The sequence below is a fragment of the Paracoccus seriniphilus genome, from assembly GCF_028553745.1.
Taxonomy (GTDB): domain Bacteria; phylum Pseudomonadota; class Alphaproteobacteria; order Rhodobacterales; family Rhodobacteraceae; genus Paracoccus; species Paracoccus seriniphilus.
Genome location: NZ_CP067129.1, coordinates 2,106,279 through 2,127,690, shown reverse-complemented (window position 1 = coordinate 2,127,690; position 21,412 = coordinate 2,106,279). Strand labels below are relative to the sequence as shown.

At 61.7% G+C, this 21,412-nt stretch carries 18 protein-coding genes and 1 riboswitch; of the genes, 9 read left to right on the top strand and 9 right to left on the bottom strand.

Annotated elements, in window-relative coordinates; all coding sequences use genetic code 11:
* The first annotated feature begins 25 nt into the window (after positions 1-25).
* The gene (locus tag JHW44_RS10405; RefSeq protein WP_245847129.1) at positions 26-2,155 is read left to right on the top strand and encodes a hybrid sensor histidine kinase/response regulator; all 2,130 of its coding nucleotides are present in this window, start codon (positions 26-28) and stop codon (positions 2,153-2,155) included.
* Between the two features lie 20 nt (positions 2,156-2,175).
* Here JHW44_RS10405 and JHW44_RS10400 read toward each other — a convergent pair whose 3' ends face one another.
* Entirely contained in the window at positions 2,176-2,760 is a 585-nt protein-coding gene (locus JHW44_RS10400; protein ID WP_089344549.1) for a sulfotransferase family protein, read from the bottom strand.
* Positions 2,761-3,011: 251 nt separating this feature from the next.
* Here JHW44_RS10400 and recA point away from each other — a divergent pair, with 251 nt between their 5' ends.
* The 3 genes from recA (at position 3,012) to JHW44_RS10385 (ending at position 7,246) form a co-directional block, all read left to right on the top strand.
* On the top strand, positions 3,012-4,082 hold the full coding sequence (recA, locus tag JHW44_RS10395; RefSeq protein WP_089344550.1) for a recombinase RecA: 1,071 nt from the start codon (positions 3,012-3,014) through the stop codon (positions 4,080-4,082).
* A 210-nt stretch (positions 4,083-4,292) separates the two neighbouring features.
* On the top strand, positions 4,293-6,950 hold the full coding sequence (alaS, locus tag JHW44_RS10390) for an alanine--tRNA ligase (protein ID WP_089344551.1): 2,658 nt from the start codon (positions 4,293-4,295) through the stop codon (positions 6,948-6,950).
* Entirely contained in the window at positions 6,947-7,246 is a 300-nt protein-coding gene (locus JHW44_RS10385; protein WP_089344552.1) for a DUF1330 domain-containing protein, read from the top strand. The genes alaS and JHW44_RS10385 overlap by 4 nt, the downstream gene beginning before the upstream one ends.
* A gap of 82 nt (positions 7,247-7,328) precedes the next feature.
* On the opposite strand, the gene JHW44_RS10380 is transcribed toward JHW44_RS10385, so the two are convergent.
* Complete coding sequence (locus JHW44_RS10380) at positions 7,329-7,676, bottom strand: DUF4177 domain-containing protein (RefSeq protein ID WP_089344553.1); 348 nt, start codon at positions 7,674-7,676, stop codon at positions 7,329-7,331.
* A gap of 52 nt (positions 7,677-7,728) precedes the next feature.
* On the bottom strand, positions 7,729-9,243 hold the full coding sequence (gene gatB / locus JHW44_RS10375; RefSeq protein ID WP_089344606.1) for an Asp-tRNA(Asn)/Glu-tRNA(Gln) amidotransferase subunit GatB: 1,515 nt from the start codon (positions 9,241-9,243) through the stop codon (positions 7,729-7,731).
* A 320-nt stretch (positions 9,244-9,563) separates the two neighbouring features.
* Between gatB and JHW44_RS10370 the strand changes: the two genes are divergently transcribed.
* Positions 9,564-10,190: a lytic transglycosylase domain-containing protein gene (locus JHW44_RS10370; protein WP_089344607.1), complete on the top strand. Its 627-nt coding sequence runs from the start codon at positions 9,564-9,566 to the stop codon at positions 10,188-10,190.
* Between the two features lie 48 nt (positions 10,191-10,238).
* On the opposite strand, the gene JHW44_RS10365 is transcribed toward JHW44_RS10370, so the two are convergent.
* Positions 10,239-11,624 carry a dipeptidase gene (locus tag JHW44_RS10365; RefSeq protein WP_089344554.1) on the bottom strand — a complete coding sequence of 462 codons (1,386 nt, stop codon included), beginning with the start codon at positions 11,622-11,624 and terminating at the stop codon, positions 10,239-10,241.
* Between the two features lie 164 nt (positions 11,625-11,788).
* Between JHW44_RS10365 and hemA the strand changes: the two genes are divergently transcribed.
* Both hemA and JHW44_RS10355 read left to right on the top strand, forming a co-directional pair.
* On the top strand, positions 11,789-13,018 hold the full coding sequence (hemA, locus tag JHW44_RS10360; protein ID WP_089344555.1) for a 5-aminolevulinate synthase: 1,230 nt from the start codon (positions 11,789-11,791) through the stop codon (positions 13,016-13,018).
* A 203-nt stretch (positions 13,019-13,221) separates the two neighbouring features.
* Positions 13,222-14,391 (top strand): helix-turn-helix domain-containing protein, encoded by a 1,170-nt coding sequence (locus JHW44_RS10355; RefSeq protein WP_089344608.1) that lies wholly within the window; start codon positions 13,222-13,224, stop codon positions 14,389-14,391.
* Between the two features lie 54 nt (positions 14,392-14,445).
* Here JHW44_RS10355 and JHW44_RS10350 read toward each other — a convergent pair whose 3' ends face one another.
* On the bottom strand, positions 14,446-15,495 hold the full coding sequence (locus tag JHW44_RS10350; protein WP_089344556.1) for a dipeptidase: 1,050 nt from the start codon (positions 15,493-15,495) through the stop codon (positions 14,446-14,448).
* Positions 15,496-15,631: 136 nt separating this feature from the next.
* Between JHW44_RS10350 and JHW44_RS10345 the strand changes: the two genes are divergently transcribed.
* Complete coding sequence (locus JHW44_RS10345; protein ID WP_089344557.1) at positions 15,632-15,952, top strand: antibiotic biosynthesis monooxygenase family protein; 321 nt, start codon at positions 15,632-15,634, stop codon at positions 15,950-15,952.
* 85 nt (positions 15,953-16,037) lie between these two features.
* Entirely contained in the window at positions 16,038-16,673 is a 636-nt protein-coding gene (gene parA, locus JHW44_RS10340) for a ParA family partition ATPase (protein ID WP_089344558.1), read from the top strand.
* Positions 16,674-16,689: 16 nt separating this feature from the next.
* On the opposite strand, the gene JHW44_RS10335 is transcribed toward parA, so the two are convergent.
* From JHW44_RS10335 to JHW44_RS10320, 4 genes are read right to left on the bottom strand one after another with little or no spacing between them, the layout of a single operon-like run.
* A complete protein-coding gene (locus JHW44_RS10335) occupies positions 16,690-17,433 on the bottom strand; it encodes an ABC transporter ATP-binding protein (protein WP_419182500.1) in 744 nt (247 codons plus the stop codon).
* A complete protein-coding gene (locus tag JHW44_RS10330) occupies positions 17,430-18,416 on the bottom strand; it encodes a FecCD family ABC transporter permease (protein ID WP_089344560.1) in 987 nt (328 codons plus the stop codon). Before JHW44_RS10330 ends, JHW44_RS10335 begins: the two co-directional genes overlap by 4 nt.
* Positions 18,413-19,213, bottom strand: a complete 801-nt coding sequence (locus tag JHW44_RS10325) for an ABC transporter substrate-binding protein (protein ID WP_245847131.1) — start codon at positions 19,211-19,213, stop codon at positions 18,413-18,415. The genes JHW44_RS10330 and JHW44_RS10325 overlap by 4 nt, the downstream gene beginning before the upstream one ends.
* A complete protein-coding gene (locus tag JHW44_RS10320; protein ID WP_089344562.1) occupies positions 19,200-21,056 on the bottom strand; it encodes a TonB-dependent receptor plug domain-containing protein in 1,857 nt (618 codons plus the stop codon). The genes JHW44_RS10325 and JHW44_RS10320 overlap by 14 nt, the downstream gene beginning before the upstream one ends.
* A gap of 118 nt (positions 21,057-21,174) precedes the next feature.
* Positions 21,175-21,365, bottom strand: a riboswitch (cobalamin riboswitch).
* Positions 21,366-21,412 lie beyond the last annotated feature (47 nt).

Here is a 21,412-nt window from a genome sequence, read left to right as displayed (position 1 = left end):
GCAGGTGCGCAGAGGGACGATCCAGATGGTGAAGCTGAACGAACGGTTGGGACTTTCCGGGGCGGCTCTTGCGTTCTTGCCGGTTCTGCTGTCGCCGGCGATGATCGGTTCAATCGGATTGCTGGTCATGCCATCGCTTGAGGTCGGCAGGACGGCAATCGCCTTTTCGACCCTGGCCGTGGCCTGGTATCTTCTGGGTGGCGCATTGTCGCTGTCACATGGCATGAAGGGTCTGGCGGTCCATCGTGCGCTCAAGGCGATCCGGGGCGAGGTATCTGCGGCACCCGAGCCGGTCTGGATCTGCGACGGTGACGGACTGGTGATCTTTCAGAATGCGCCATCCCGGGATCAGTTTGGCGATATCGTGGGGCAGAATATTCTGGCATTGCTTCAGCGCCTTCGCGCCGATGCCAGGGCAGATGTGAACAACCTCATGAAACGGGCCATGGCTGGCGGGAATGCCGAATTGCCGTTGGGCAATGGCAATGTGCTTGCCTTGAGTTGCGCCGTGGATGCGCCATTGCGGGTCTGGTCCTATAACCGGCCGGATGACGCCATCACGCCGATGGATGTCGCGATGAGTGCTGACGAAACGGATCCGGGCGATCTGGGGGTGCTGGCCGCCCTGCCGGTGGCGCTGTTGCAGATATGGCGTGACGGGCGGGTTTCCTATGCGAATGAAGCGGCCTGCCGTCTTCTGGGCAAGGCCCATGCCGGGCAGCTTGTGGATGTAAATCTTGGCAATCTGCTGGAAGGGCCAGGCCGGCCACTGGCGGATTGGATTGCTGATGTCAGCGCCGGACGGATCGAGGGCCGCCCCGAGGTTCTGCGCCAGCGGGGCAAGGGGCCTGCCGATGGGAGTGCCGCATCGCAGGACAGGTATTTCCAGGTGTCACTGGCGGTCTATCCCGGAGAACGCGCGCGCCTGATCGCCGTGTTGAATGACGCCAGCGCCTTGAAGAGGCTGGAAGCGCAATTCGTTCAAAGCCAGAAGATGCAGGCCATTGGCCAGCTGGCCGGAGGCGTAGCCCATGACTTCAACAATCTTCTGACCGCGATCAGCGGACATTGCGATCTGCTGATGCTGCGCCATGACAAGGATCATCCCGATTATGCGGATCTTGACCAGATCAACCAGAATGCCAATCGGGCCGCTGCATTGGTGGGGCAGTTGCTGGCATTTTCGCGCAAGCAGGCGCTGCACATGGAAACGCTGGATGTGCGCGACACGCTTGCCGATCTGACGCATTTGCTGAACCGCCTTGTCGGAGAACGGATCCGGTTGACCATCAACCATGATCCGGCTCTGCGCCCCATCCGTGCCGACAAGCGTCAGTTGGAGCAGGTCATCATGAATCTTGTCGTCAACGCCAGAGATGCCATGCCGGACGGAGGTGACGTGACGATTGACACCGATTTCGTCCAGATCACCCGACCCGTGACATATGAGCGTGTCGAACTCCCCGCCGGTGAATACGTGCGAATAAGCGTGCGCGACGAGGGCTGCGGCATCGCGCCGGCGCATCTGCAGAAGATCTTTGAACCATTCTTCACGACCAAGCGAACCGGAGAGGGAACCGGGCTGGGGCTGTCAACGGTATATGGCATCGTCAAGCAGAGCGGAGGATATATCTTCTGCGACAGCAAGCTGGGCAGCGGAACCAGTTTCACCCTGTATTTTTCCGCGCAGATGCCCACGGAACATTGCCCGCCCCGGATTGAAGAGGCGCCAGTTCCGGCTGATGTGCCGGTGAAAGGGGCGCAGAAACCCACCGTGCTTCTGGTCGAGGATGAGGCGCCCGTTCGCGCATTTGCCTCTCGTGCGCTCGGATTGAAGGGCTTCCATGTGCTCGAGGCCGGCAGCGCCGAGCAGGCTTTGCAGATATTGCAGGATGGGGCGCTGCAGGTAGATGTCTTCGTGACGGATGTGGTCATGCCGGGTATGGATGGCCCGACCTGGGTACGCCAGGCGCGGAGGGACAGGCCGCACACCGCTGTGGTCTTCATGTCCGGCTACACCGAGGAAATTTTCGGCGATGACCACGCACCGGTCGAGAATTCGGCATTCCTGGTCAAGCCCTTCACGTTGATGCAGCTTGCCGAAATCGTGCAGCAGCAACTTTCGAAACCCGCGGAACCGTCCCGACAGCAGTGATGGCTTGCCGCCTGAAGTTGCTAGAGCGAGGCGTAAAGCGTCAAATCCCTTGAGAGCATGGCGCGCAACTCCTGTTCGCGCGATGGCGGCAGATCCGTTTCGACCGCAGGGGGCACGTTGACGCGTGGCAACTCGATGCGACAGTCCATCCTGTCTTCCAGAAAATGGACGAAATCGTCGATCTGTTCGTATCTGAATATCCGGTCGACCCGACCTTGGGCGCAGGTCAGGAAATCGGACTGGGATCCGATTCCGCGGGCTGCGGCCCCGCTGCCTGCAACATATTGGCCGACGAAATCGTCAAAGCTGATGCCGGTGATGCCTTCCTGAGGGTCTTCAAGATCGTCACGCAGCTTGAAGCGATACCAGCTGCGCAGCCATTCGACCGGCTCACGCATCAAGGCTACGGTATCGAATTCGACACCGGACTGGCGTTTCAGCCATGGGCCGATGAAATGATGATAGGCGTGAAAGTCGGAATGTTTCAGTGGCGCGGGCCTTTGCAGCGAGCCGGAGGCCAGCGATTCCAGCGCCACCTCGATTGCTGTCGATCCCGTTTTGGGTGTTGCCAGAAAGACCAGGCGATGTTTCCAGAATATCAGCATGTTGCGACGACCTGTGTGATCTGACGTCAAAGGATGGATCGGCTGGCGAATATCGGCCGCATCCCGCGAAGTAAACGCTTTGTTAACGGAACATCACGGATAATCGCATGGAACGCGCAGCAGTGAGGGACAAACAACTTGCATCGACCCGCAGTTTCGCGCATCCATGGATGAGAACAACGGTAGAACATCAAGCGCTGACCAGGCAGATTGCTCTGCTTCGGGGGCTGTGAAATAAGGATGGAAATCACATGGCACAGGCGAGCATATTCGACATGACCGACAAACGCAGTGCGGACAAGCAAAAGGCCCTGGACAGTGCTTTGGCACAGATCGAACGTCAGTTCGGCAAGGGGTCGATCATGAAGCTGGGCAAGGACAGCCCGGTTGCCGATATCGAGGCCACCTCGACCGGTTCGCTGGGGCTGGACATCGCGCTGGGGATTGGCGGCCTGCCCAAGGGACGGATCATCGAGATCTATGGCCCGGAAAGCTCGGGCAAGACCACGCTGACGCTGCATGCGGTTGCCGAGGAGCAGAAGAAGGGCGGCGTATGCGCCTTTGTCGACGCCGAACATGCGCTGGACCCGCAATATGCCAAGAAGCTGGGCGTCAATCTGGACGAACTGCTGATTTCCCAGCCCGATACGGGTGAACAGGCGCTGGAAATCGTCGATACGCTGGTCCGCTCGGGGGCGGTCAACATGGTTGTCGTCGATTCCGTCGCCGCCCTGACACCCAAGGCCGAGATCGAGGGCGACATGGGCGACCATCAGGTCGGTGCGCAGGCGCGCCTGATGAGCCAGGCGATGCGCAAGCTGACTGCGAATATCGGGCGCTCGAACTGTATGGTCATCTTCATCAACCAGATCCGCATGAAGATCGGCGTCATGTTCGGCAGTCCGGAAACGACTTCGGGGGGCAACGCGCTGAAATTCTATGCTTCGGTCCGGCTGGACATCCGCCGCACCGGTTCGATCAAGGACCGCGACGAGGTGATCGGCAATTCGACCAAGGTGAAGGTGGTCAAGAACAAGGTCGCACCGCCGTTCCGGCAGGTCGAATTCGACATCATGTATGGCGAGGGCATCAGCAAGGTCGGCGAATTGATCGATCTGGGCGTCAAGGCCGGCGTCGTCGAGAAGTCGGGGGCCTGGTATTCCTATGGGGATGAACGGATCGGTCAGGGTCGGGAAAACGCCAAGAAATTCCTTCGCGATCGCCCCGATGTCGCACTGGCCATCGAGGACAAGATCAGGGCCAGTCACGGGTTGGAGTTCCTGCCCTATGGGGATGATGATGACGCTCTGACCGAAGTCTGAGCGGATCATCAGGCAGAGGACGCGGGAACCCGGTTCCCGCGTTTTCCACGTGATGACCAGAAAAAGGCCGCAAATGCGTAGGCCTGGCACGGCGGAAACCGCAAAGAGTCCGTGCTGGTCGCTGGACAGCCGGCCTTGCCGGGGCTAGACCGAACGCCAGCCCGGCTCTGTCCGGAATATGATGCCACCGCATTGCGATGAAGGCCCCCTATGCCCAGTCTGAACGAGATCCGTTCCACCTTTCTTGGCTTCTTCGAAAAGAACGGCCACCGCGTCGTCGAGAGCAGCCCGCTAGTTCCGCGCAACGATCCCACCCTGATGTTCACCAATTCGGGGATGGTCCAGTTCAAGAATGCCTTTACCGGGCTGGAAACGCGCGACTACAACCGCGCAACGACGGCGCAGAAATGTGTGCGGGCAGGTGGCAAGCACAACGATCTGGACAATGTCGGCTATACCGCACGCCATCACACCTTTTTCGAGATGCTGGGGAATTTCAGCTTCGGCGATTATTTCAAGTCCGAGGCGATCCCCTATGCCTGGAACCTGCTGACCAAGGAGTTCGGCATTCCCAAGGAGAAGTTGCTGGTCACGGTCTATCATACCGATGACGATGCAGCCGAGACCTGGAAGAAGGTCGCGGGGCTCAGCGATGACCGGATCATCCGCATCGCCACCAATGACAATTTCTGGCAGATGGGCCCGACCGGTCCCTGCGGTCCCTGCACCGAGATCTTTTTCGATCATGGCGAAGACATCTGGGGCGGCCCTCCGGGCAGCGCGGATGAGGATGGCGACCGCTTTATCGAGATCTGGAACATCGTGTTCATGCAGAACGAGCAGTTCGAGGATGGCTCGATGCGTGCCCTGGACATGCAGTCCATCGATACGGGCATGGGGCTGGAGCGCATCGGTGCCCTGCTGCAGGGCAAGCATGACAATTACGACACCGACCTGATGCGCGATCTGATCGAGGCCAGCGCAAACCTGTCCAGCAATGATCCGGACGGCCCCGGCAAGGTCCATCACCGGGTGATCGCCGACCATCTGCGCTCGACCAGTTTCCTGATTGCCGATGGCGTCATGCCCTCGAACGAAGGTCGCGGCTATGTGCTGCGCCGGATCATGCGTCGCGCAATGCGCCACGTGCACATGCTGGGCGTGCAGGATCCGATGATGCACCGACTGGTGCCCGAACTGGTCAGTCAGATGGGCGCAGCCTATCCCGAGCTGAGCCGCGCTCAGCCGCTGATTCAAGAGACCCTGCGCAGCGAGGAAACCCGATTCCGTCAGACTCTTGATCGCGGATTGCGTCTGCTGGACGACGAATTGTCGCGCCTGCCCGAGGGCGGCAATCTGCCCGGTGAAACGGCTTTCAAGCTGTATGATACCTATGGCTTCCCGCTGGATCTGACGCAGGATGCCCTGCGTGAAAAGGGTCGTGCCGTCGATATCGAAGGTTTCGACAGCGCCATGGCCGAACAAAAGGCCAAGGCCCGCGCGGCCTGGGCGGGCAGCGGCGAAACCAAGGATGCCGCGATCTGGTTTGACATTGCCGAACAGCATGGCGTGACCGAGTTCCTGGGCTATGACACCGAAGAGGCCGAGGGCCAGATCCTGGCCCTGGTGGCCGATGGTGCCGAACGCCCCGAGGCTGCCTTGGGTGAGCAGGTCCAGATCGTGGTGAACCAATCGCCTTTCTATGCCGAATCGGGCGGGCAGGTCGGGGATACCGGCCTGATCAAGACCGAGACCGGCGCTGCCCGTGTCACCGATACCAAGAAGGTCGCCGGCGTCTTTGTGCATATGGCCGAGGTCACCCTCGGTACGATCCAGCGCGGACAAGGAGCCCAGCTCTCGGTCGATCATGACCGTCGCAGCCAGATTCGTGCCAATCACTCGGCGACGCATTTGCTGCATGAAGCGCTGCGCCGGACCCTGGGCGAACATGTCGCGCAGCGGGGCAGCCTGAATGCGCCCGAGCGTCTGCGTTTCGACTTCAGCCATAATCACGCCATGACCGCCGAGGAAATGTCGCGCATCGAAGCCGAGGTCAACGAGTATATCCGCCAGAATACACCCGTCGAAACCCGCATCATGACGCCCGATGACGCGCGTGCCATCGGGGCGCAGGCGCTGTTTGGCGAAAAATATGGTGACGAGGTTCGCGTGGTCGCGATGGGCCATCAGGGCAATTCCGGCAAGGGGCCGGATGGGCAGACCTATTCGCTGGAACTCTGCGGCGGCACCCATGTCGCACGCACCGGTGACATCGGTGCCTTTGCCTTGCTGAGCGACAGTGCCTCGGCCGCTGGCGTGCGCCGGATCGAGGCGTTGACCGGGCAGGCGGCGTTGGATCACCTGCGCGCCTGCGATACCCAGCTTGGCGAGATCGCGACGATCCTCAAGGCGCAGGCCGGCGATGTTGTCAATCGCGTGCGCGCATTGGCAGATGAGCGCAAGGCCTTGGCCAATGAGGTCGCACAGCTCAAGCGGCAGCTTGCCATGGGCGGTGGCGGTGCTGCGGAAGCCAAGGATATCGGCGGGATCAAGTTCATCGGGCGCGTTGTCGACGGCGTGTCGGGCAAGGAACTTGGTCCGCTGGTGGATGAGATGAAACAGCAGCTTGGCAGCGGCGCGATTCTTGTTCTGGCGCAGGCCGATGGCAAGGCCACCGTGGCCGCGGGCGTGACGCCTGATCTGACCGATCGTGTCAGTGCCGTGACGCTGGTGCAAACCGCGACGGCGGCCTTGGGTGGCAAGGGCGGCGGTGGCCGGCCTGATCGGGCACAGGGTGGCGCACCCAGCCTTGATGCGGCCGATGCTGCCCTGGCAGAAGTTGAAAAACTGATCGGAGAAACAGCATGAGCGCACTGTGGATTGCCCATGTCCATGTGACAGATGCCGACGCCTATGGCCGCTATGCCAAGGCAGCCGGTCCGGCGATTGCCGCCCATGGCGGTGAATTCCTTGCCCGTGGCGGTCGCTATCGGCAGATGGAGGGAAATGACCGGGCTCGCAATGTCGTGGCCCGCTTCCCCAGCTTCGAGGCGGCAGTCGCCTGCTATGAAAGCGCAGAGTATCAGGCTGCGCTGGCCCATGCCAAAGGCGCGTCCGAACGTGATCTGGTGATTGTCGAGGAAACGCCGGTCGCCCCGCAATAGGCTGCGGTTTCGACTGGCAAAGATCTGATCGAAATGTGGCCGTCGCAGCGGGGAACCGCGGCGGCGGCCATCTCTTGTCGGATCACTCGGCCTTGTCTTGTGTGCCGGCGGGCTGATCCTGAATATTCGCAGAAGGGGGGGCGGCCGGTTCGGGCGCTGACTGGCTGACGGCCGGTAGTTCCGCTGTCATGCCTGACGTGGTGATCGGGCGTCGGAAGACCAGCACATTGTGATAGACGGTCGTGCGGCCGGTCAGTCCGCTGCGCTCTTCACTGGGAAGAACATCGGCGCGCAGATACTCCCAGCCATCCGCTGCCATGCGGTTCAGTTCGGCGGTCAGGGCCAGCGCATAGCGATCGGTCGGGGACTTGGCGTCCTTGGCTTTTTCGCCGCGCGTCGGCGCGGCAATAACGGTATATTCAAATGCCATATTCTGATCCTGCTTCGGCGCAGCCGATCTGCGCAAGGAAAAAGAGGGCGGGTTAACCGCCCAGTTTCTTGGCAACCATTTCATTCACCGCTGCCGGATTGGCCTTGCCACCCGTTGCTTTCAGCACCTGACCGACGAACCAGCCGGCCAGTTTCGGGTTCTGCTTGGCTTTTTCGACCTGCGCAGGGTTGGCGGCGATGATCTCATCCACGGCTTTTTCGATGGCGCCCAGATCGGTGACCTGCTTCATGCCGCGTTCTTCGACGATCTTCGCCGGATCGCCGCCTTCGGTCCACAGAATTTCGAACAGATCCTTGGCGATCTTGCCCGAGATGTCACCCTTGGCGATCAGATCGACGATGCCGCCCAGCTGAGCAGCCGTGATCGGAGAGGTCTGAATGGTCAGCCCTTCCTTGTTGAGACGGCCAAACAATTCGTTGATGACCCAATTGGCAGCCATCTTGCCATCGCGCCCCTGCGCCACGGCTTCGAAGAAATTGGCATTGTCGACATCGGCGGTCAGAACGCCAGCGTCATATTCCGACAGGCCCATGTCCTTGACGAAGCGGGCTTTTTTCTCGTCAGGGAGTTCAGGCATCCTGGCGGCGATGGCGTCGACCCATTCCTGCTCGATTTCCAGCGGCAGCAGGTCGGGATCGGGAAAATAGCGGTAGTCATGCGCTTCTTCCTTCGAGCGCATCGACCGGGTTTCGCCCTTGTCGGCATCATAGAGGCGGGTTTCCTGAATCACCTCTCCGCCATCTTCCAGAATGGCGATCTGGCGGCGGGCCTCATATTCGATTGCCGCCTGGATGAAACGCATCGAGTTCATGTTCTTGATCTCGCACCGCGTGCCAAGATGGCTGAAATCCTGCGTTTCCTGGTATTTCTCATAGGCACCGGGAGGGCAGACGCTGACATTGACGTCGGCGCGCAGATTGCCGTTCTGCATGTTGCCGTCGCAGGTCCCCAGATAGCGCATGATCTGGCGCAGCTTGACGACATAGGCGGCGGCCTCTTCGGGGCCGCGGATGTCGGGACGGCTGACGATTTCCATCAGCGCGACGCCGGTGCGGTTCAGGTCCACGAAGGACATGTTGGGGTCCATGTCGTGAATGGATTTCCCGGCATCCTGTTCGATATGGATCCGCTCGATCCGGACACGGCGCGCGACGCCCGGTCCCATGTCGACGATCACCTCGCCCTCACCGACGATCGGGTGATAGAGCTGGCTGATCTGATAGCCCTGAGGCAGGTCGGGATAGAAATAGTTCTTGCGGTCAAAGGCACTGACCAGGTTGATGGCGGCTTTCAGGCCCAGTCCGGTGCGCACGGCCTGTTCCACGCAATATTCGTTGATGACCGGCAGCATCCCCGGCATGGCCGCATCGACGAAGGCCACATTGCTGTTGGGTTCGGACCCAAAGGCCGTCGAGGCACCCGAGAACAGCTTTGCGTTCGAGGACACCTGGGCGTGAACCTCCAGCCCGATCACCAGTTCCCAGTCGCCTTTGGCCCCGGCAATCACCTTTGGTTGGGGTTCAGTGAATGAAAGATGATCAAGCATCAGCGGGCCTCGCATGCGGGTTGGCGTTCTGGCGGGTGTTTTAGGTCAGAGCGCGCGGGTTGTCACGGCCTTGCGGGCGATCCGAAAGGGGAAAGCGGAGAATTTCATTCGTCGAAGATGCCGGCGACCGAGGGCGGAACTGGTTAAGACTTCGTGAACCGGCGCGGCAAGACTCCATGCAAGCCGATTTTCGGCGGAAAACCGTCGCCTGGTCTCGGGGGCGCTGGCGTGATCCTGCCGATCACCTTCACCCCGGCTTGCGCGACAGGGACTTGCGGCGCATCGCTGATGGCAGAGAAACTGGAGAAGCCGAGATATTCATGCGCGCCGCTTTGCTTCCATTCGCCTTTCTGGCCTTTCTGGCAGCATGCCAGCCCGCCACCGATCAGCAGGCCGAGAATGAGGCGGCGCAGGCCGAGGCCAGGCGGATGTCCTTGGCCACCAATCCACCGATGCGCTGGCAGGACCGCAAGGGCTCTGATGCCTGGACCAAGGCCACGCTGGCGGCGCTGGACCGCGAAGGGGTGGCAATCCTGTCCAGGGTTCCCGATGACATTGATGACTTCTGCCCCAATTATGCCGAACTGACAAAGACCGGGCGCAAGGCATTCTGGGCGGGGCTGCTGTCGGCGCTGGCCAAACATGAAAGCACCTATAACCCCAAGGCCAGTGGCGGTGGCGGGAAATGGCTGGGCCTGATGCAGATCGCGCCTGCGACCTGGCGCAGCTATGGCTGCACGGGCAATATCACCAATGGTGCCGACAACATGAGCTGTGCGGTCAGGATCATGTCGCGTCAGGTCGCGCGCGACAATGCCGTGGTGCGCGATGAAACGGGCGGCTGGCGTGGCGTGGCGCGCGACTGGGCGCCGATGCGCAACCCCAGGAAACGCGCGGATATTGCCTCGTGGACAAGCTCGCGCAGGTATTGTTCGCAGGAAGGATAGGGCGAAAACTCGCCCTGTCCGTTTCTTGAATGGCCTTGCGCGGTGGAATCAGCGCAGGGCAGCAAGAATGCGCGCCCATGACCGCGCGCCCTTGGTAAAGCTCTCCAGATTGTATTTCTCATTCGGAGAATGGATACGATCGTCATCGCGCCCGAAACCGATCAGCATCGAATCCATGCCCAGGATCTGTTTGAAATCTCCGGCAATGGGAATCGAGCCGCCCGCGCCGATAAAGGCGGCGTCGCGCGCCCATTCATCGCCAAGTGCCTGTCTTGCAGCCGAAAAGGCGGGATCGGATGTATCCATGACGCTGGCGGGGCTGGCGCCGTGATCATGGAATTCGACCTTGCAGTCCTTGGGAAGGTGGCTGCGGATATGGGCCCGGAATGCCTCGCGGATCTTGATCGGGTCCTGCTTGCCGGTCAGGCGAAAGCTGACCTTGGCGTGTGCGGTTGCTGGCAGGACGGTCTTGAAGCCATCGCCGGTGTAGCCGCCCTCGATGCCGTTGATTTCCGCCGTGGGGCGGTTCCACAGCATTTCCAGCGGGGTTCGTCCCTGTTCCCCGATCGGTTTCGACAGGCCGACGCGGCCAAGGAATTCACCTGCGTCAAAGCCAAGCGCTTCCCAGTCGCGCCGCAGCGCCTCATCAGGTTCCTCGACGCCGTCATAAAAGCCCGGCAGGGTGACCCGCCCGGTTTCATCCTTCAGCGATCCCAGGGCCTGCGCCAGAACCATGACCGGATTGGCCGCCAGGCCACCGAAACTGCCCGAATGCAGGTCGCGATCCGCGCCGGTCACGATGACCTCTTCGCCCACCAAACCGCGCAGCTGCGTCGTGATGGCGGGTCGGCCATCGGCATAGAGCGCGGTGTCGCAGATCAGGGCGATCGAGGCGCGCAAGTCGTCGGCATGGGATTCCAGAAATGGTCGCAGCGAGGGCGAGCCCGATTCCTCTTCGCCTTCGAACAGCAGGATCAGGTCCGAGGGCAGGGCACCATGAACGGCCTTCCATGCCCGGCAGGCCTCGAGAAAGGTCATCAATTGCCCCTTGTCGTCCGAGGCACCACGTCCGCGAATGACGGGCCCGTCTTCGGTATCTTCGATGGCGGGTTCAAAGGGCGGGCGGTTCCACAGTTCCAGTGGATCGACAGGCTGGACATCGTAATGGCCATAGAACAGCACTGACCGGCCAGATCCGGGCTGCGAGCGCGCCACCACCATGGGGTGTCCGGTCGTGTCGTGGATCTTTGCATCAAATCCCAGTTCGGCCAGCTCATCGCGCAGCCACCGGGCCGCGCGGCGGACATCTTCGCCATGGGCGGGATCCGTCGAGATCGACGGAATGCGCAGAAAGTCCAGCAGGCGCGCGATGGCGCCATCGCGATCTGCATCCAGTGTCGCCAGGATATCGTCCAGTTGTGCGGGTTCCTGCATGTCAGCCTTCATCTTGTATTGACCTTGATATTGCGATGTAACGACTTTGGTCCGGTTGCGACAATTTGGTCCTGTCTTTTTTGAAAATTGATATGTATCAACGACGGGCCTCGCGTGATCGGACAATGATCGCACCTAGCCAGCCTTGCAAGGGAAAGCCCGCGATGAACTATGATGCCGCTTTGGACCAGGCCATTGGACGATTGCATGAAGAAGGTCGCTATCGGACCTTCATCGACATTGAACGCGCCAAGGGCCAGTTTCCCAAGGCCGTCTGGACCCGTCCTGACGGCGAAAAGCAGGATATCACCGTCTGGTGCGGCAATGACTATCTGGGCATGGGGCAACATCCGGTCGTGCTGGCCGCAATGCATGAAGCTCTGGATGCGGTAGGCGCAGGCTCGGGCGGCACGCGCAATATCTCGGGCACGACGATCTATCACAAGCAGCTTGAAGCCGAACTGGCCGATCTGCATGGGCAGGAAGCCGCTCTGGTCTTCTCCAGTGCCTATATCGCCAATGACGCGACGCTTTCGACGCTGCCCAAGCTGTTCCCGGGGCTGATCATCTATTCGGATGCGCTCAACCATGCTTCGATGATCGAAGGGATCAAGCGCAATGGCGGGGCAAAGCGCATTTTCCGGCACAATGATGTCGCACATCTGCGCGAATTGCTTGAGGCCGATGATCCCGCGGCGCCGAAACTGATCGCCTTCGAATCGATCTATTCGATGGATGGTGATTTTGGCGTAATCGAGGAAATCTGCGATCTGGCAGATGAATTCGGCGCGCTGACCTATCTGGACGAAGTTCACGCCGTCGGCCTCTATGGTCCCCGCGGTGGCGGTGTGGCCGAGCGCGACGGTCTGGTGGATCGTATCGATATTTTCAACGGCACGCTCGGCAAGGCGTTTGGCGTGTTTGGTGGCTATATTGCCGCCACGGCCAAGATGTGTGACGCGATCCGCTCTTATGCGCCGGGCTTCATCTTTACCACGTCGCTGCCGCCTGCGGTGGCTGCCGGCGCAGTCGCCTCGATCCGCTTCCTGAAAGGGGCTGGCGGACAGGAATTGCGCGATGCCCAGCAACTGCATGCGCGCATTCTGAAGATGCGGCTGAAATCGCTGGGGATGCCGATCATTGATCACGGCAGCCATATCGTGCCCGTGCATGTGGGACATCCGGTGCATTGCAAGTCGCTTTCCGACATGCTTTTGCGCGATCATGGCGTCTACGTGCAGCCGATCAACTTCCCGACCGTGCCGCGTGGCACCGAACGGCTGCGCTTCACACCCTCTCCTGTCCATGATCCCAAGGAGATCGACCGCGTCGTGCGCGCGATGGATTCGCTCTGGTCGCAGTGCGCGCTGAATCGCGCTGAAATGAGCGCGTGACGCAATTCCACTGGTGAACTGCTCGCAGTCGCGTGATAGTATTTAGTTAATAATTTTAAAGTATCGTCCGATTCGGGCGATCTGTCAGGCGGGCAGGGCAAATAAACATGGGCAAACTGCGGGCTGAGCACCCGGCAGGGGAGTATGTGCAGGTGGAGGAAGAGTGCGATTTCCTCGAAGATGACACGCGTCTTGGCGATATTATGCGAGGCGAACGTGCGACTTTGGGAAAATCGCTACTGGATGTTCAGCGTGAATTGCGCATCCGGGCCTCTTATGTCGCAGCCATTGAAAATTGCGACATCACTGCATTCGATACCCCCAGTTTCATTGCAGGATATGTGCGTTCCTACGCACGCTACCTGAACATGGACTCGGACTGGACCTTCCGCAGGTTCTGTGCCGAATCCGGATTTCAACCCACACATGGCATGGCCCCTTCGGCCTCGGGGCCCAAGCCGGCGCGGAGACCTTCGGACCCCGCCGAGGCGCTGGCCAATCCGCGCGCCTTGTTCATTCCCCAGCAGGAAAGTTTCTGGTCCAGCGTAGAACCGCGTGCCATCGGCTCCGTGCTTGTGCTGGCCTTGGTGGTCTTCGGTCTTGGGTATGGTGGCTGGACTGTCCTGCAAGAGGTTCAGCGCGTCACCCTGACGCCAGGGGAAGATACGCCGGGTGTCGTGACCGCGCTTGATCCCGCTCAAGGGGTCGGCATGAGCGAACCTGCGCTGGAACTGGCGGATACCGGTGACATCGTGCGCAATCTGCCTCAGCCCGAGGCGCTGGACCGGCTCTATCGGCCCCAGATCCTGGAAGCGCCGGTCCTGACGGCCCGTGATGGCCCGATTGCGGCGATCGATCCCGGTCTGGGTTATTTCTCCGAGTTCGACATTGCCGATGCCGCCATGACGCCGGATGCCATATCGGGGGCGGATCAAGCGTCCGCGGCCGATGTTGCGCAGGCAGGATCCGCGGCAACCGCGACAGAAGCACCGGCCGTCGTACGTACTGTTGCCGCCGATGCGCCCGAGCTTGAACTTCTGGCCGTTCGGCCTGCATGGGTTCGCGTGACGACCGCTGATGGGACCGTGCTGCTGGAAAAAATCATGGATGCGGGGGAACGTTTCACCCTGCCCAAGCTGGAACAGCCGCCCCTGCTGCGCACGGGCAATTCCGGTGCGGTCTATTTCGCGGTGGCGGGGCAAACCTATGGCCCGGCGGCACCGGGTCCGCAGGTGGTCAAGAACGTCGAATTGTCACCCGACAGCCTGACGGCAAACTATGCTTTGGCGGATCTGAATGCAGATCCCGAGCTGGCGCAGATGATGGCGGTGGCGCAGGCGGATACGGGTGCGACCGGCAAACTGACCGACTGACCGACTGATCGATATGTGACGGGGCAAGGTTGTCCCTTGCCCCGCAACGGCAGGTCAGGCGCCCCAGGTCCGGCGCAGAAGCTCGATCCAGTTGCGGCTGGTGATCTTCGAGACAAGGTCCTTTCCATAGCCGTGGTCCTGCATCGCCCGGATCAGGTTCGGCAGTGCCGCAGCGTCACTCAGATCGGCGGGCATCAACGCCCCGTCGAAGTCCGAACCCAGCGCAACGCCATCCTCGCCCAGATGCTCGAGCAGGTGGTCCAGATGGCGCAGCATGACGTCAAATCCCTCCAGCGGCAGCCGCTTGCCGTCGGGACGCAGAAAGCTGGAGGCATAGTTCAATCCGACCAGCCCCTTGCTTTCGGCGATCTGGTCCAGCTGGCGGTCGGTCAGATTGCGCGCGCTGGGGCAGATGGCATGGGCGCAACTGTGGCTGGCGACCAGCGGGGCGTCGGACAGTGATGCGATGTCGTTGAAACCGGCCTCGTTCAGATGCGACAGATCCAGCATGATTCGCAGTTCATTGCATTCGCGCACCAGATCGCGGCCCGCAGCGGTCAGCCCCTCTCCGGTATCGGGCGAGGATGGAAACGCGAAGGGAACACCATTGCCATAGGCCGTCGGGCGCGACCACACCGGCCCCAGAGACCGCAACCCGGCGCTGTGCCACAGGTGCAGCGCATCCATGTCGCGGATCGCCTCGGCGCCCTCCATATGCATGACGGCGGCGATGCGGCCCTGTTGCGCGGCGGAGTCGATCTGCGCGGCACTGGTCACGACCTCCAATGTGCCGGTCCGCTCCAGCGCACGCAGCGCGGCGGCCTGGCGGAATGCCAGGGGCAGGGCGCTGTCATGGGGGATTTCTTCGGGCAGCGGCAGCGCAAAGGGAGGGTTCTGCATGATCGCCACGGCCACATCGTCATTTGGACCGGCGGGCGAGGGAACCCAGATCGCGAAAAATCCGCCGATCATGCCACCTTCGCGCACACGGGGCAGATCCATATGCCCGGTTCCATCACCCTTCAGCCAGACCTCGGTGCCCTTGTTGCCTGCGGACACGACACGCTGGATAAAATCATTATGGCCATCGAATACCGGGATCATCGCGGTCTCCTTCCTGAGTTCGTTGCGACCATGCACAGTTGCATGCCCGCGGGCAATCCTTGTCAGCTTCACGCTTTGCTGCGCGGCGATTCCCGCCTAGGCTGATCACGACGCATCGCCAGTGAGGAGGCCAGCCATGCCCGATATCACCCCGGATTTCGACGGTCAGACCGTCATCTGCACCTTCGAGGTCAGCCCCGGAACCGCCCATGATGTGCTTGATATGCTGAACGAGGCCTGGGATCAGGTCATTCGCAAGCAAAGCGGCTTCATTGCGGGGGCGATCCATCTGAACGATGCGCAGACGCGCATCGCGACCTATTCGCAATGGCGCGACCGCAAGGATTACCAGGCCATGCTGCGCAGCGATGAGATGCGCAGGCGCAACCGCGAGATTCATGCCATGTGCAAAAGTTTTGAGCCGGTCATGTATGAAGTGCAGTCGGTTTTCGACTAGGTTGCGGCTGCACCAGAAATCCCGTGCAAAGACAAATGCCGGCCGCTAGTCTGCTGACGAAAACAAGAAGAACAGAGGGATCGGGATGGCAGGCAAGATCATCACTGTGGCCCAGCAAAAGGGCGGATCGGGCAAGACGACATTGGCCGTCAATCTGGCCGTGTCCCTGTGGCAGCGGGGGCATAGCGTTGCGCTGGTCGATACCGACCCGCAGGGCAGCCTGGGCCGATGGTTTCTGGAGCGGATCGAAAGCTATGGCGAGGATGAGGCACTTGATTTTTCGACTTCGTCCGCCTGGGGGGCCAGCTATGAATCCGAAAAGCTGAAAAGGCGCTTTGACTATGTGATCATCGACACGCCGCCCAAGATCGACAGCGATCTGCGACCCTCGCTGCGGGTTGCGGATCTGGTGCTGGTGCCGGTCTCGGCCAGCCATGTCGATCTGTGGGCGACCGAAGGTGTGCTGGATCTGGCACGGCGGGAAAAGGCGCCGGTGCTGGTCGTGCTGAACCGGGTGCGGCCCAATACCCGGTTGTCGCTGGATGTCAGCGAAAAGGCGGTGGAACTGGGCGCAATCGTGGCGCCGACACAAATCGCCAACCGTGTCGCCTATGCCGAGACCCTGGGTCTGGGGCTGGGCGTAGTCGAACAGTCCCGCAATGCGGTGGCGCGCGAGGAAGTCGCCGCAATCACCGAAGACATTCTGGGCAGCATGGGCTGAAACCGGCTCGCGGCGATCACAGCGGCAGAATCAATGGCCCGTGCTCGGTTTCGATCCGCTGGGTGCGAATCTGGAAGGCACGTTGCATCAGTTCGTCGCCCAGAACATCCTGTGGTGCGCCATCGGCGATGATGCGTCCTTCGGCCAGCAGGACGAGGCGGGTGCAAAACCGCGCGGCCAGGCCCAGGTCGTGGATCGAGACCAGCAGTCCATGTCCCTCGCAGGCCAATTCGCGAAACAGCCGCATGCAGGCCAGTTGCTGGGCGGGGTCCAGCCCGGCGATAGGTTCATCGGCCAGCATCAGGGGCGTTTCCTGCGCCAGCGCGCGGGCGATCAGAACCCGGCTTTGTTCGCCACCAGACAGGCGCATGGCGGTGCGCTTGCGAAAGGGCTCCAGATGCATGCGGGCGATGGCGGCGTCTATGGCCGCCCGGTCCACGGCGGCACGCCCGCTACCGGGCCAGGGAATACGGCCAAGTGCGATCAAGTCCTCGACGCTGACCGGCCATGCGATTTCGCGTGACTGGGGCAGATAGGCGGCTTTGCGAGCACGATCCGCCGCGCTCATCCCGGCCAGATTGCTGTGACCCGCGGTCACCGGCAGCAGCCCCAGCGCGGTTTCCATCAGAGTGGACTTTCCCGCGCCATTCGCGCCGATCAGGCCGACCAACTCATGTCGGTCCAGCGTCAGATTGATATCGCTCAGCACCGGTCTGTTGCGGCGGGTGACCGAAAGGCCCTGAAGTTCCAGCAGCATCACATCCGCCCTCCGCTGCGCGTTTTCCAGATCAGATGCAGGAACAGTGGCGCCCCCACCAATGCGGTGATGACCCCCAGCTTCAGATCGCGTTCGGGCAGGATCAGGCGCACGGCAATATCGGCCGACAACAGCAGAACCGCTCCGCCCAAAGCCGATGTCAGCAACAGTGCCGAGGGCCGGGCACCCACCCAGGGACGCAGGATATGTGGCACGACCAGACCGACGAATCCGATGGCTCCCGCAACGGCGGTGGCGGGGCCGACGATCAGCGCGACCCCGATGACCAGCCGCAGGCGCAGCGCGGCGGGTGAGACTCCCATCGCCGCCGCCGCAGATTCCCCCAGTGTCAGCGCGTCCAGCGCGCGCCGGGTCGTCCAGATCAGCACAGCGCCCAGCATCATTGGCGGCAGCGCAAGCCAGACATGAACCATCGAGCGATCGGCAAGCGATCCCATCAGCCAGAACACGATTTCATTGGCGGCATAGGGATTGGGGGAAAGGTTCAGCACCAATGCCGTGCCAGAACCTGCCAGCGCGGAAATCGCCACCCCGGCCAGGATCAGCGTTACCGAGCCGCCCTGCGGACCTGCCAGCATGAACAGCAGCGCGATGCCGATGGCCGCGCCGATCAGCGCGGATACAGGCAGGGCAAGGGGCGAGGCCAGAGAAAGCCCGGATTGAATCGCCAGAACGGCCCCCAGCGCTGCCATGCCGGAAACGCCGATCAGCCCCGGCTCGGCCAACGGGTTGCGCAGATAGCCCTGCATTGCAGCACCGGTCAGACCAAGACCCGCGCCAATGGCGCAGCCCAGAACCGCGCGCGGCAGGCGGATCTCACGCATGACTATCGGAACCGGACCGTCACCGCCGTTGAACAGCGCGGCCAATCCCTGCCAGGCACCGATGCCTGCCGGGCCGGTCAGCAGCGACAGCGCAAAAAGAAGTGCGGCAATCGCGGTCAGGGACAGAACCAGCGCTTTCATTCAAGACTCTCGATGGCGCGCAGGATAAAGGGCGTGCCGCAGATCCAGTCCTGATCGGTGACCTTTTGTGCCGCGGGGGCAATGCGGGCCAGCGCCGGGTGGTCCAGAATGGCTTCGCTGCGCGATTGTCCGGGCCATTTCGCTCCGGTGATCAGCCGGTCGGGCCGCGACATGACCAGCATCTCCATCGGCAGGCTGCCGGTATGGCGGATCCCCATTTCCGCGGCGATATTGCGAAAGCCGGCCTGTGCCAGAATGGTGCCGGCCAGCGTATCCGGCCCCGAGGTCACGCCATTGGCATAATAGAGCGCCGCCCGGCCCCGATCCCTGCCGGATGCCAGCCGCGCCAGCCCCTGATCGAATTGCGCCAGCAGATCACGTGCCTGCGCATCCTGTCCCAACAATGCACCGACATGGGTGATCTCGTTGCGAATCGCGGCGATGCTTTCGGCAGGGGGCAGAACCTCGACCTGCAGGCCAAGCCGGCGCAGCATTGCGACCGTCGGCCCCGAGGCAAACTGACCCGCCAGCACCAGATCGGGGCGCATCAGATAGATTTCCTCGGCGCGGCCATAATTGATCGGATAGGCAGCAGCTTGGGCCGCCATGGGCGACATGCGCGGATCCTGCGCCAGATCACTGACCGAGATCAGTTGCCCCGGCGCCGCCAACATCATGGCGATCTGATCCGTGCACAGGTTCATCGACACCACACGCCGCGGGGCAGCATGGCCCGGCAGCGCTGCCGCCATCAGCCAGGCTGACACCAGCGCGACAAGGGTTCTAGAAAGACGCACGGATGCCCACATAGGCCGCTCGATCCGAGGTGCCATAGCCATCATTCAACTGGTATTGCTCGTCAAAGATATTCTCGAGCCGCAGATAGGCCTCGACATCGCGGGGCAGGGATTGGCGCAGGATCAGGTCCACGGTCGTGAAGTCATCCAGGTCATCGGGACGGTCCGCGACATGCTGCAGCTGGATCCCTGCCGTCGTGTCGGTCGAGAATGTGGTCTCGAAACCCAGATTCAGGACATGCCGGGGAACCTTGGCCCATTCCGAAGTCGGGCCGCTGTCGGTATAGGTATAGGCTGCCGTCAGCCTGTGGTTGCCAAAGCTGTGACGCGCATCAAGCTCCAGCCCCGAACGCCGCGCCTTGCCATCGACCTGGGCATAGCAGCCCGGCATGGCATAGGGACCGGATGCGGCAGCGCAGGAGATGCTGTCGGGATCCCAGCCGATCAGGTCATCCGCTTCCATCCAGAAGGCGGTGGCGCGCAGATGGCTGTCGTTGCCCCAAAGCTTTTCGACCCCGATTTCCGCCGTGCGGCTTTCCTCGCGCTGGAGGTCGTCGTCTCCATAGGCACTGTAGAGTTCATAGAGCGACGGTGCGCGGAACCCGTTGCCAAAGGCCGCGCGGAACAGCAGGTCGTCGCTGGCACGATAGACGGCTGCCACCCGCCCCGAAGTGAAACCGCCGAACTGGGCATGCTCATCGCGGCGCAGCGATGCGTTGAGATCGATGCTGTCACCCACGGGCATGGCGATTTCGCCAAAGACACCTGATAGCCGAGCGTCGCCATTGCCCTCGGCCTTTTCCTTTTCCGTGTCGGCACCAAAGATCACCCGCGTGCCATTGCTGCCCAGATCGGTCGCCCCATGCCAGGACAGTTTGGTGCGCGTGCCCTTGAAGGGAGATTCATAGCCGTTCGTCCAGCTGCTGCGGTCCAGTTGATAGCGCGTCAGGGCGATTTCGTGATCGATCGATCCGGTCGAGAACTCGGCGAAGGCGCGCAGGCCATAGGATTCCTTGTCGGTATAGTCGTCCCCCGGCGTGCCATAGGTGTCTCCGAAATAATAGTTTCCGGTGGCGAAATCGTAAAAGCCATCATCGAAATCGGCACGGCTCTCTTCCCAGAAACCGTTCACGCCGATGGTCACGCCTGACTGCAGGTGATGTGCGGCGTAGAATGTCAACCGCGTGGCTTCATAGCCGTCATTTTCGGTATTGCCGTCGTTCTCATCGCTGGCGGAGTAGCCGTCGGTAATGATCCGGCTGGCCTGGAATGCCAGATCGGTGTCGTCGCGGCGCAGGGTCACGCCATAGCTGGCCTGCAGGCTGCGATAGCTGCCGGCCTCGATGGCGAATTCCTGATGCAGCCCATCCTGGGTGGGACGCAGGGATTGCAGGCTGAGCACTCCGGCCATGGCCCGCGACCCATAGAGCGCGGATTGCGCGCCGCGCAGCAATTCCGCCCGGTCTATGCTGCTGCCGGTCAGGCCGCCAATGTCGAAATAGGGCTGCCCGGCAGCGGCGTCGGAAACGTCGATGCCATCGATCAGCACGGGCAGATACTGGCTGGGCGCACCGCGCAACTGGATCGAACCCGTGGTGCCCAGGGGGCCGGATTGACGCCAGTTGACCCCGGGCAGGCGCGACAATGTCTCTGCGATCGGCTGCCCGACCTGATCCTGCAGGTCCTCACGTTGAAGGATCGAAACCGAACTGCCCGAATGCGAAAGTTCGGTCGCTTCGCGGTTGGCGGTCAGAGTGATGGTCGGCAGGACCGTGTTGTCCTGCGCCAGTGCGGGAGAGGCAAATGCTGCGACCGAAGTCGCGAGAATGGAAAGGCGTTTCACGTCGTGGTCCCTTTCAGGCGCCCAAAGCGGGCGGTCTGCGGTCTGTCCGGCGGCGGTGCCGGACGGCGGTTACCACCACATCGGAACATCCGTTTCGTGCATGCCCCACGCATGCACTCAGGGTGATAGGGCTTCGGCAGGTCTCCTGACTTCACGGGTCACTGGTCGGCCGGGCCTTCCCATCCGTATCTGGCGGACAGTGGCATGTTCCGGCCTCGCTCACCGCTGACAGTTGCGGGGGCAGTCGCGGAATTTCACCGCATTCCCTTTTCACCGGGAAATCCCGGAACCGAGGCAGGGCGGAGCTAGACCAGCGTCCGGATTCGCGCAAGGACAATTGCCCCACCGCCAGAAGA